8 protein-coding genes are annotated in these 11,118 nt (G+C 72.8%); 4 read left to right on the top strand and 4 right to left on the bottom strand.

Annotated elements, in window-relative coordinates; all coding sequences use genetic code 11:
• Positions 1-180 precede the first annotated feature (180 nt).
• Complete coding sequence (locus ABZ078_RS24000; RefSeq protein WP_356578224.1) at positions 181-357, bottom strand: hypothetical protein; 177 nt, start codon at positions 355-357, stop codon at positions 181-183.
• 244 nt (positions 358-601) lie between these two features.
• On the opposite strand from ABZ078_RS24000, the gene ABZ078_RS23995 reads away from it, so the two are divergent.
• Complete coding sequence (locus ABZ078_RS23995; protein ID WP_356578222.1) at positions 602-1,525, top strand: LLM class F420-dependent oxidoreductase; 924 nt, start codon at positions 602-604, stop codon at positions 1,523-1,525.
• An 80-nt stretch (positions 1,526-1,605) separates the two neighbouring features.
• Here ABZ078_RS23995 and ABZ078_RS23990 read toward each other — a convergent pair whose 3' ends face one another.
• The 3 genes from ABZ078_RS23990 to ABZ078_RS23980 form a co-directional block, all read right to left on the bottom strand.
• Positions 1,606-2,595, bottom strand: a complete 990-nt coding sequence (locus tag ABZ078_RS23990; protein ID WP_356578242.1) for a nucleotidyl transferase AbiEii/AbiGii toxin family protein — start codon at positions 2,593-2,595, stop codon at positions 1,606-1,608.
• Positions 2,596-2,671: 76 nt separating this feature from the next.
• On the bottom strand, positions 2,672-3,400 hold the full coding sequence (locus ABZ078_RS23985; protein ID WP_356578221.1) for a hypothetical protein: 729 nt from the start codon (positions 3,398-3,400) through the stop codon (positions 2,672-2,674).
• Positions 3,370-5,580, bottom strand: a complete 2,211-nt coding sequence (locus ABZ078_RS23980) for a hypothetical protein (protein WP_356578219.1) — start codon at positions 5,578-5,580, stop codon at positions 3,370-3,372. Before ABZ078_RS23980 ends, ABZ078_RS23985 begins: the two co-directional genes overlap by 31 nt.
• Before the next feature lie 154 nt (positions 5,581-5,734).
• On the opposite strand from ABZ078_RS23980, the gene ABZ078_RS23975 reads away from it, so the two are divergent.
• From ABZ078_RS23975 to ABZ078_RS23965, 3 genes are all read left to right on the top strand, one after another.
• Positions 5,735-7,204, top strand: a complete 1,470-nt coding sequence (locus ABZ078_RS23975; RefSeq protein WP_356578217.1) for a 3' terminal RNA ribose 2'-O-methyltransferase Hen1 — start codon at positions 5,735-5,737, stop codon at positions 7,202-7,204.
• Positions 7,201-9,750 (top strand): polynucleotide kinase-phosphatase, encoded by a 2,550-nt coding sequence (locus ABZ078_RS23970; protein WP_356578215.1) that lies wholly within the window; start codon positions 7,201-7,203, stop codon positions 9,748-9,750. Before ABZ078_RS23975 ends, ABZ078_RS23970 begins: the two co-directional genes overlap by 4 nt.
• A gap of 109 nt (positions 9,751-9,859) precedes the next feature.
• Complete coding sequence (locus ABZ078_RS23965; protein WP_356578213.1) at positions 9,860-11,083, top strand: arginine deiminase; 1,224 nt, start codon at positions 9,860-9,862, stop codon at positions 11,081-11,083.
• Positions 11,084-11,118: the final 35 nt, after the last annotated feature.

The following is an 11,118-nucleotide window of genomic DNA, read 5'->3' as shown; positions in this document are numbered from 1 at the left end:
CCGCGTGTGGCCGTGGGCGCCGGCGGCCGTCCGGGTGGGGTGGGGCGCGGGGGGGGGGGGGGGGCCGGGGGCCCGCCGGTGCTGGGTGCCCGCGCCCCCGGCCCCACCCACCTCCGGCCCCCATCCCCCCTCCGCCCCAGCCCAGCCACCGCGCCCGGTGCCCCGTCGGCGACCGTGGTCTCAGCCGGCGTCCCCGTCCTGCCGCTTCCCGAGGCCGGCGCCCCCGGCCGACTGCAGATCGGCGTCCAGGGCCGACAGGTCCGCGTTCAGCGCCGCCATCAGCTCCTCCATCTGCTGAAGCAGCCCCTTCGGCTGGCCGGCGCCACCGGTCTGCTGTGGCGCGAATTCCTCGGACATGACGGCCTCCTCGGCCTCCGGCCCCCCCGACAGAAGTGGGCCGACACGGTGACGCTCCGGCGGTCACCGTCCGGCGCGGGCGCCGGGCGGTCCGGCTCCGTCCGAGCCAACGATCACCGTCGGGGGCGGTCACTGGCCCGGGCCAGGGGCGGCTTCGGCGTTGACGGAATTCACCCGACCGGGGATGCCGGGGACCGGCGGGACCGGTGAGGTTGACCGGTGCCGCGGCGTGCAGGATGGAGGTATGGATCTTCGCATCTTCACCGAGCCCCAGCAGGGGGCCACCTACGACACCTTGCTCACCGTGGCGAAGGCCACCGAAGACCTTGGCTTCGACGCGTTCTTCCGGTCGGACCACTATCTCAAGATGGGTTCCGTGGACGGTCTTCCCGGCCCCACCGACGCCTGGATCACGCTCGCCGGACTCGCGCGTGAGACCAAGCGGATCCGCCTCGGCACCCTGATGACCGCCGGCACGTTCCGGCTGCCCGGTGTGCTCGCCATCCAGGTCGCCCAGGTCGACCAGATGTCCGGCGGCCGTGTCGAACTCGGCCTGGGCGCGGGCTGGTTCGAGGAGGAGCACAAGGCGTACGGCATCCCGTTCCCGAAGGAGAAGTTCGCCCGGCTGGAGGAACAGCTCGCCATCGTCACCGGGCTGTGGGCGACCAAGGTCGGGGAGACCTTCGACTTCCACGGGACCTACTACGACCTCACCGAGTCACCCGCCCTGCCCAAGCCCGCCCAGGACAGGATCCCGGTGCTGATCGGCGGGCACGGCGCCACCCGTACGCCCCGCCTGGCCGGCAAGTACGCCGATGAGTTCAACATGCCGTTCGCCTCGGTCGAGGACAGCGAGCGGCAGTTCGGGCGGGTGCGGGCCGCCGCCGAGGAAGCCGGTCGCAAGGGGGACGACCTCGTCTGCTCCAACGCCCTCGTCGTGTGCGTGGGCAAGGACGACGAGGAGGTCGCCCGGCGTGCCGCCGCGATCGGGCGGCAGGTGGAGGAACTGAAGCTCAACGGGCTCGCCGGCTCCCCGGACGAGGTCGTCGACAAGATCGGCCGGTACCAGGAGATCGGCTCGCGGCGGATCTACCTCCAGCTCCTCGACCTGGACGACCTGGACCACCTGGAGCTCATCTCCTCCCAGGTCCAGTCACAGCTGTCGTAACGCCTCTTGCGTCACACGCTCTCGGTGCCCTCGGGACCGTGGTCCCGGGGGCGTTCCGGTCCGCCACGCGTGCGGCGGGCCTAAGGCGCGATCACCGTGGCCAGCGCGCGGCACAGCCGGTCGAGCCACTCCTCGGCGGACCCTCGCACCCGCGGGTGCCCCGCGCGGAAGGCGTCCCACTCCACGGACCACGACCGCACCACGTTCGGCGTGGGCGGGACGGCTCTCGGCCGGAACACCGAGTCCAGCAGCCGCGTCGGCAGCCGCAGGCCCCGCGTCTCGGCGAGCAGGACGGCGTCGTACAGGTCCTTGCCCTGGGCGAGTCCCTCGGTCGCGGCGTCCGTGTGCAGCCACAGGAGCTTCCACGCCAGGGACAGCTCTCGGCTCGCCGTTCGCACCACGGCGGGCGCGCCGCCGTCACCGCGGGGCACCGCCGTGCACACGGGGGCCTGCGGAAGCCGCTCGTCGCGGGCGAAGTCCAGGCGTACCTCACCGGGCGGCAGGCCGTCCGCCCGCCAGGGGACGGTCACGCGGACACCCGGGGTGTCGTACTCGGAGTAGGTCCAGGTGCCGTCGTCGCGGGCTGCCTCCGGGATGAGGACGACGCCCGGCGCGGCGACGGGCCGGCGCCGTGCCAGGTCGAGCAACTCCCTGTGCGGCGGGACGGTTTCCGGCTCGGGCTCGGGTTCCGTGATCCACCGCAGTCCCTCCGGCGGGAGCACGGCGCGCAGTCCCCGGGTGTCGAACTCCTCGTGTTCCCACATCTCGTGGCCGCCGGCGCCGTCGGCCGCCTCCGGCCACTGCTGGACGACCGCCAACTCGTCCACGTAGGGATACGGGTACAGGGGCTCGATCGGCACGATCAGCGGCTGCGGGACGATCCAGTCGAGGTCCCCCGGCTCCCGGGCCTCGCCCCCCACCCATGCCGGCATCACCATGCTGCCCCGCAGCACCAGCAGGTCGGCCAGCGAGGACTCGGCGACGAGCCGGAGCAGGTGGTCCAGTGCCGCGCGGCGGGCCCCGCGCCACCGCCTGTCGTCCTGCGCTCCTTCAGGCACGTGGTCGTGCATGTGGTCGTGCATGTGGTCATGAATGTGGTCATGCGTGTACTCACGCCTGTCGTCCTGCGTGTCGTCATGCATGGCGTCACCCGCCGCCGACCCGCTCGTCGATCCAGCCACGGTCCAGATCCGGGCGGTCGTCGTGGACCACGAACTCCGCCTCCACCTCCATGACGGCGAAACCGGAGTCCACGAGGTCGGACACCAGGGCGGCCAGTCTGCGACGGGCCTCGGGGCGTCCGACGCCTCGGCAGCGCTGGGTGACGAAGCGTGCGTGGCCCCGCTCGCCCAGGCTGCGGCGGGCGTTGCGGGACACGTGGGCCGTGTGACGCTCGGCCAGGGCGCGTGCCGACGCCACCTGCGCGGCGTCGGCGACGACCAGCTTGACGTGGTGCTCGAAGTAGCAGCCGTGGGGGAGCGCGGTCGCCTCCGCGGCGGTCCGGGGCACGTCCGCGTTCCAGGGTGCCGCCTCGATCTTCACGCGGGTGACGGCGAACCCGTCCGCGGACAGCCGCTCGGTCCACGCGAGGGCGGCCGTCCGCTGGGCGGACAGCGTCCCCCGCCCGGAGACGGTCAGCATCGGCTGGTCGGGAGTGGCCCCACGGTCCAGCAGGATGCGCGTGTACTTCACGCGGTGCCGTTCCGCCCAGCGCGGGAGCCGGTCCTCCGCACCGGACGCGGCATCCGCCGCCACCGTGAGGTGAGTCTCGAACTCCCCAGCGAACTCCCGGACTTCGCCCACCGCGGCGAAGTCCGTCACCTCGGCCGCCCCGGCGAATTCCCTCACTTCGGCCGCCCCGACGGAATCCCACACGTCGACTCCGCCCCTGCGGCCAGCGCCGCCAGCGCGGCACGAGCCTGTGCGCGCAGCCGTTCGTCGGCGTGGATGATGCGGTCCTCCAACCCGGAGTTCACCACCCGGCGATCACCGTCGGCCAGGACGGCCAGCCGGTCCAGGTGCTCACCCGTGAGGTGGGACCCGCCCAGTGACAGCAGCGCCTCCAGTGCCGTGTCCGGGTCGGCGTTGTGCTCCGCCGCGTCCAGGACCGGATCGGCCAGCGTCCGGCGCAGCTCCTCCTCGACGCCGATCGCCACCAGAGCGAGCGCGCAGGCCGGCGCGTGCAGGCGCGTGGCGAGCATGCGCTCCAGGGCCGGACGCAGCGGCCGTGCCGCAGGCCCGAGGCGTGCGGCCAGCCGCGCGGCCCGTACTCCCGTCCAGTTGAACCAGGGCCCGTCGGACTCCGCGAGCACGGTGTCGAGGATGCGTACGGCCTCCGTCGTCTCGCCGGTGATCCGCCACAGGGCCTCGGCCAACTCCACGTCGGCGTCCAGTCGCGGAGTGGTCCGAGGCTGCGCGGGATCGCTGAGCGCGGCACGCAGGTGGGGCACCAACTCGGCGCCATCCAGGCCGAGTTGCTCGCTGCACCGGGCCGCGTCGCGGACGTCGTGACCGCGGCCGGCGAGTCTGGCGCGGACAGCTGTGCGCAACGGGGCCGCGTCGCCGGTCAGCTCGTACAGCGCGTGCGCGGCGGCGAGGCGGCCCTCCTGCGGGCCCTTGCGTGCCGCCTCGCGCAGCCGGTCCTCGACGCTCTCGCGCACCCGGCCGTCGGCGGGGCACAGGGCCACCAGCGCCTTCGGCCCGGCGAGCGGAACCCGGGGCAGCGCTTGGAGCAGTTCGGGCACCGCGGCGCCGGCCCGCGCGCCCCAGGAGGCCAGCAGCAGGGTGAGATGGATCGGTTCGTTCCCACGCACGTCCGGGTCGGCGAGGCGCCGGCGGACCGCGTCGAGGAGCCGGGGCTCCAAGGGCAGCGTCGCCCCGTCCGCCGCACCGGTGCCCCAAGCCCCGGCCGCGACGGCCAGCGCCCGCGGACGGTGGGGCAGGTCGGCGGCGAGCAACCGCGCGGCCCGCTCGGGAGCGACGGTCACGAGCACCGCCAGCGCGCTGTCCGCCGTGTCGGCGGCGACGTCCGCGGCGAGGCGGGCGAGAGCGTCGGCGAGAGCGTCTGGGAGAGCACCGTCCGTCGTGGCCCCCGCATGGCCCGCGATCTTGCCCAGCAGCCTCAGGGCGCCCGGCGCGGACGACGTGTCGTCGAGAAGGGGCGCCAGCCGGGGCAGCAGCCGGCCCGGGGCGGCACGCGAGATCATGCAGGCGTGGTCGGCGGCCCACACCGCTTCCGTACGGACCGCCGGTTCCGTGCTCGCCAAGGCGGCCTCCAGGAGCCCGAACGCGGCCTCGCGCTCCTCGTCCGTGTCCCGGCGCACCAGCGCGTCCACCACGGCCTGCAGCGGCTCGCGCCGGTCCTGGTCGAACCGTTCGGAGACCAGGTCGTCGGCCGGGAGCACCGACAGGAGCGCCTCGCGGTGGGCGGCGCCCCACGGCAGGCCCGCGTCCAGACAGGCCAGCACAGCCGCGATGCGCAGCTCGGCCGGACCCGCCGGGTCCAGCGCCGCCGTGGCCGCGCCCGCGCTCGCCCCCGGATCCAGCCGGACCATCGCCGCCAGCAGCTCCGCCCGGACGACCGGCTCCCGCTCCTCGGCCCACCGCCGCTCCAGCGCCGACCACGTCCGCTCCCGCGCGGCGGTGTGCCCGGCCACCCAGGCCGCGGCCTGCCGCACCTGCGCGTCCCCGGCGTCCAGCAGCGGCAGGAGAAGGGGGAGCTGGGCGGCGACCGCACCGCGGCACGCGCCGCGGGCCACCTCGTGCGCGTCGTCGCTCTCGGCTATGCAGCCGAGCAGGACCAGTACCTCGGCGCTGCGGCACCCGGCCACCGCCAGCCGTGCCAGGAACGGCACCGCCTCCACCGTGGCCGGATACACCGTGCCCTGGTGCCAGATGGTGCCGTACAGCTCGTGCAGAGCCGCCCCGGCCGCCTCGGAGTCGTCGTCCGTCAGCGCGCGCAGCACGGCAGGCACGTCCTCCGCGCTGCCGTACGCGTGGTGCAGGGCGGCCCAGGGCCGGTCGTCGAGCCCCGTGAGGGCAACCGCGAGATCCATGGCCGGATCTTGACAGAGGGCACTGACAATCGGGGCCGGGGGGAGGGCCGAGAGCGGACGGAACGAAAAACCCCGGGTGGTTCCGAGGCCCGCTCTGTACGTTGTACGGGCGGCACGCATGTGCAGATCAGACCCTATTTCAAAGGCAACCCACGTGTTCCTGACCCTCACCACCACCGGCACCCCGGAACGCCCGGCCACCGACCTCGGTTTCCTGCTGCACAAGCATCCCGAGAAAGCCCAGGCGTTCTCCACCTCCTACGGCACCGCGCACGTCCTCTACCCGGAGGCGGACGCCGAGCGCTGCACGGCGGCGCTGTTGCTGGAGGTCGACGCGGTGGCCCTGGTCAGGCGGGGCAAGGGCAAGGGCCGCGGCGGCGCCCCCGACGCGGCACTCGCGCAGTACGTCAACGACCGCCCGTACGCGGCCTCCTCGCTGCTCGCGGTCGCGCTCAGCAGTGTCTTCTCCAGCGCGATGCGGGGCGTGTGCAACGCCCGGCCCGAGCGGGCCGCCGAGCCGCTGCCCCTGCGTGTCGAGGTGCCCGCCCTGCCGGCCCGGGGCGGCCGGGAACTCGTACGGCGGCTGTTCGAGCCGCTGGGCTGGGCGGTGACCGCCGAGCCCGTGCCGCTGGACACCGAGTTCCCGCAGTGGGGCGACTCGCGGTATGTCCGTCTCGTCCTGGAGTCGGACGCGCTCACCCTCGCCGAGGCCCTGCGTCACCTCTACGTCCTGCTCCCCGTCCTCGACGACGCCAAGCACTACTGGGTCGCCCCCGACGAGGTCGACAAGCTGCTGCGGGCCGGTGAGGGCTGGCTGCCGGACCACCCGGAGCAGAAGCTGATCACCAGCCGGTATCTGTCGCGCCGCTGGTCGCTGACCCGGGAGGCGAGGGAGCGGCTGGAGCTGGTGCGGCTCGCGGAGGCCGACGACAGCGAGGTCGAGGAGATCGACAACGCGGTCGAGGCCGAGAGCGAGGCCGAACAGAAGCCGACCCCGCTCGCCGTGCAGCGCAGGGACGCGATCGTCGCCGCGCTCAAGGCGTCCGGTGCCGCGCGCGTGCTCGACCTCGGCTGTGGCCAGGGCCAGTTGGTGCAGGCCCTGCTCAAGGACCCGGCGTTCACCGAGATCGTCGGCGTGGACGTGTCGATGCGGGCGCTCACCATCGCCGGACGGCGGCTGAAGCTGGACCGCATGGGGGAGCGGCAGGCCGCGCGGGTGAGACTCTTCCAGGGCTCCCTCGCCTACACCGACAACCGGCTCAAGGGCTACGACGCCGCCGTGCTCAGCGAGGTCATCGAGCACCTCGACCTGCCCCGGCTGCCCGCCCTGGAGTACGCGGTGTTCGGCTCGGCCCGCCCGCGGACCGTCCTCGTGACGACCCCGAACGTCGAGTACAACGTCCGCTGGGAGAGCCTCCCGGCAGGCCATGTCCGGCACGGCGACCACCGGTTCGAGTGGACGCGCGAGGAGTTCCGGGCATGGGCGCGGGCGGTCGCCGAACGGCACGGATACGAGGTCGAGTTCGTGCCCGTCGGGCCCGACGACCCGGAGGTCGGACCGCCGACCCAGATGGCCGTGTTCGGCATGAAGCTCAACGACGAGAAGGAGGCGAAGGCCGCATGAGCGAGAACCACGCAGCACCGAAGGGTCGTGTCCTGCCCGTCACCGACCTCTCCCTCGTCGTCCTGATCGGCGCCTCCGGATCCGGCAAGTCCACCTTCGCCCGCAGGCACTTCAAGCCCACCGAGGTCATCTCCTCCGACTTCTGCCGCGGCCTGGTCTCCGACGACGAGAACGACCAGAGCGCGACGAAGGACGCCTTCGACGTCCTGCACTACATCGCGGGCAAGCGCCTGGCCGCCGGCCGCCGCACGGTCGTCGACGCCACCAGCGTGCAGCAGGACGCCCGGCGGCAGCTGATCGAGCTGGCCAAGCAGTACGACGTGCTGCCGACAGCCATCGTGCTCGACGTCCCCGAGGACGTGTGCGCCGAGCGCAACGCGGCCCGCAGCGACCGGGCCGACATGCCGCGCCGGGTCATCCAGCGGCACACCCGCGAACTGCGCCGCTCCCTCAGGCACCTGGAGCGCGAGGGCTTCCGCAAGGTGCACGTCCTGCGGGGCGTCGAGGACGTCGAGAACGCCACCGTCGTCACCGAGAAGCGCTTCAACGACCTGACCCACCTCACCGGCCCCTTCGACATCATCGGCGACATCCACGGCTGCGCCTCGGAACTGGAGTCGCTGCTGGGCAAGCTGGGCTACGTCGACGGAGTGCACCCCGACGGCCGTACGGCCGTCTTCGTCGGCGACCTCGTCGACCGCGGCCCGGACAGCCCCGGCGTGCTGCGCCGCGTCATGTCGATGGCCAAGTCGGGCAACGCGCTGTGCGTGCCGGGCAACCACGAGAACAAGTACGGGCGTCACCTCAAGGGCCGCAAGGTCCAGCACACGCACGGACTCGCCGAGACCATCGAGCAGATGGAGGCCGAGAGCGAGGAGTTCCGCGCGGAGGTGCGGGAGTTCATCGACGGGCTCGTCAGCCACTACGTCCTCGACGGTGGCCGACTGGTGGTCTGCCACGCCGGGCTGCCGGAGAAGTACCACGGCCGTACCTCGGGGCGGGTCCGCTCGCACGCGCTGTACGGCGACACCACCGGGGAGACCGACGAGTTCGGGCTGCCGGTGCGCTACCCGTGGGCGGAGGACTACCGGGGCCGGGCGGCCGTGGTGTACGGCCACACCCCGGTCCCGGAGGCCACGTGGCTGAACAACACCATCTGCCTGGACACCGGTGCCGTCTTCGGCGGCAAGCTGACCGCGCTGCGCTGGCCGGAGCGGGAGCTGGTCGACGTACCGGCCGAGCAGGTCTGGTACGAGCCGGCCAGGCCGCTGCGGGCCGAGGCGCCCGGGGGACAGGACGGCCGCCCGCTCGACCTCGATGACGTGCACGGCCGCAGGGTCGTCGAGACGCGGCACGCGGGCCGGGTGTCGGTCCGTGAGGAGAACGCGGCCGCGGCCCTGGAGGTCATGAGCCGCTTCGCGGTGGACCCGCGCCTGCTGCCGTACCTCCCGCCGACGATGGCGCCGACGGCGACCAGCCACGTCGAGGGCTACCTCGAACACCCCGCGGAGGCCTTCGCGCAGTACAAGGAGGACGGCGTCGAGCGGGTCGTGTGCGAGGAGAAGCACATGGGTTCGCGGGCGGTCGCCCTGGTGTGCCGGGACGCGGAGGTCGCGCGCAAGAGGTTCGGGGTGAACGGTCCTACAGGGTCGCTGTACACCCGTACCGGTCGGCCCTTCTTCGACGACGAGTCCGTGACGGAGACGATCCTGGAGAGCGTCCGGGGCGCCGTGACCGAGGCCGGGCTGTGGGCGGAACTGGAGACCGACTGGCTGCTGCTGGACGCCGAGCTGATGCCGTGGTCGCTGAAGGCGTCGGGTCTGCTGCGCTCGCAGTACGCGGCCGTCGGGGCCGCCTCCGGGGCGGTGTTCCCGGGCGCGCTCGCCGCGCTGGAGGGTGTGGCGGCGCGGGGCGTCGACGTGGCGGACCTGCTGGCACGCCAGCGCGAACGGGCCTCGGACGCCGCCGCGTTCACGGAGGCGTATCGCCGCTACTGCTGGACGACGGACGGCCTGGACGGCGTACGCCTGGCCCCCTTCCAGATCCTGGCGGTCCAGGGCCGCAGCCTCGCCGCGCTGCCGCACGACGAGCAGCTCGCGCTCCTCGACCGGATGGTGGAGCACGACGGCACGGGCCTGCTCCAGACCACCCGGCGCCTGTACGTCGACACCGGCGACCCGGAGTCGGTGCGGGCCGGTGTCGACTGGTGGCTGGAGATGACGGGCCGCGGCGGCGAGGGCATGGTCGTCAAGCCGCTGGGAGCGGTGGTCCGCAGCGAGGCGGGGCGCCTGGTCCAGCCCGGCATCAAGTGCCGGGGCCGCGAGTACCTGCGGATCATCTACGGCCCGGAGTACACCCGCCCGGACAACCTGGCCCGTCTGCGCAAGCGGTTCCTGAACCACAAGCGGTCGCTGGCGATCCGCGAGTACGCCCTGGGGCTGGAGGCCCTGGACCGGCTGGCGGAGGGCGAGCCGCTGTGGCGGGTGCACGAGGCGGTGTTCGGGGTGCTGGCACTGGAGTCGGAGCCGGTGGACCCGCGGCTGTGAGGGCCGGCCGACCAGGCTCGGCGCCACCGGGATGAAAGAAGGGGGTGGCAAGGAAGAAGAGGGTGGCGAGGAGGGGGTGAACGCGGCCTCCGATGGTCAGGATGGAGGCATGGGATTCCATGTCGACTCCGAGGCCGGGCGGCTGCGCCGCGTCATCCTGCACCGGCCGGATCTCGAGCTCAAGAGGCTCACCCCGAGCAACAAGGACGCGTTGCTTTTCGACGACGTGCTGTGGGTGCGCCGGGCGCGCGCCGAGCACGACGGGTTCGCCGACGTCCTGCGCGACCGCGGCGTCACCGTCCACCTCTTCGGCGACCTGCTCACCGAGGCCCTGGAGATCCCGGCGGCCAGGAGGCTGGTCCTGGACCGGGTCTTCGACGAGAAGGAGTACGGGGTGCTCGCCACCGACCACCTCCGTGCCGCCTTCGAGGGCCTGCCCTCCCGGGAGCTGGCCGAGGCCCTGGTCGGCGGCATGACCAAGCGGGAGTTCCTGGAGGGGCACCCCGAGCCGACCTCCGTGCGCTTCCACGTCATGGAGCTCGACGACTTCCTCCTCGCGCCCCTCCCCAATCACCTCTTCACCCGCGACACCTCCGCCTGGATCTACGACGGCGTCTCCGTCAACGCCATGCGCTGGCCCGCCCGCCACCGCGAGACCGTGCACTTCGAGGCGATCTACCGGCATCACCCGCTGTTTCGCGACGAAACGTTCCACTTCTGGTCCGAGGGGCAGGCCGACTACCCCTCCACCATCGAGGGCGGCGACGTCCTGGTGATCGGCAACGGCGCGGTTCTCATCGGGATGAGCGAGCGGACCACACCCCAGGCCGTCGAGATGCTCGCCCACAAGCTGTTCGCCGCCGGGTCGGCCCAGACGATCGTGGCCCTCGACATGCCCAAGCGGCGGGCCCTCATGCATCTCGACACCGTGATGACGATGGTCGACGGAGACGTCTTCACCCAGTACGCCGGGCTCGGCATGCTTCGCTCGTACACCATCGAACCGGGCGCCGGCGACAAGGAGCTCAAGGTCACCGACCATCCGCCGGAGCACATGCACCGCGCGATCGCCGCCGCCCTGGGGCTGAGCGAGATCCGCGTCCTGACCGCGACCCAGGACGTCCATGCGGCCGAACGCGAGCAGTGGGACGACGGGTGCAACGTCCTGGCCGTCGAGCCGGGCGTCGTCGTCGCCTATGAGCGCAACTCCACCACCAACACGCATCTGCGCAAGCAGGGCGTCGAGGTGATCGAGATTCCGGGCAGTGAGCTGGGTCGGGGGAGGGGCGGGCCGCGCTGTATGAGCTGTCCGGTGGAGCGGGCGCCCGTATAGAAATGCTGAAGGTCGTATAGACTTCCAAAGTCCCT

This window comes from Streptomyces sp. NPDC006385, from assembly GCF_040612485.1.
Classification (GTDB): domain Bacteria; phylum Actinomycetota; class Actinomycetes; order Streptomycetales; family Streptomycetaceae; genus Streptomyces.
This window is presented reverse-complemented; position numbering and strand designations above follow the sequence as displayed.

What these genes read in the sequence shown, in the direction of transcription:
- ABZ078_RS24000 (WP_356578224.1), bottom strand. Translation starts at nt 357, where the DNA reads ATGTCCGAGGAATTCGCGCCACAGCAGACCGGTGGCGCCGGCCAGCCG.
- ABZ078_RS23995 (WP_356578222.1), top strand. Translation starts at nt 602, where the DNA reads ATGGATCTTCGCATCTTCACCGAGCCCCAGCAGGGGGCCACCTACGAC.
- ABZ078_RS23990 (WP_356578242.1), bottom strand. Translation starts at nt 2,595, where the DNA reads ATGCACGACCACGTGCCTGAAGGAGCGCAGGACGACAGGCGGTGGCGC.
- ABZ078_RS23980 (WP_356578219.1), bottom strand. Translation starts at nt 5,580, where the DNA reads ATGGATCTCGCGGTTGCCCTCACGGGGCTCGACGACCGGCCCTGGGCC.
- ABZ078_RS23970 (WP_356578215.1), top strand. Translation starts at nt 7,201, where the DNA reads ATGAGCGAGAACCACGCAGCACCGAAGGGTCGTGTCCTGCCCGTCACC.
- ABZ078_RS23965 (WP_356578213.1), top strand. Translation starts at nt 9,860, where the DNA reads ATGGGATTCCATGTCGACTCCGAGGCCGGGCGGCTGCGCCGCGTCATC.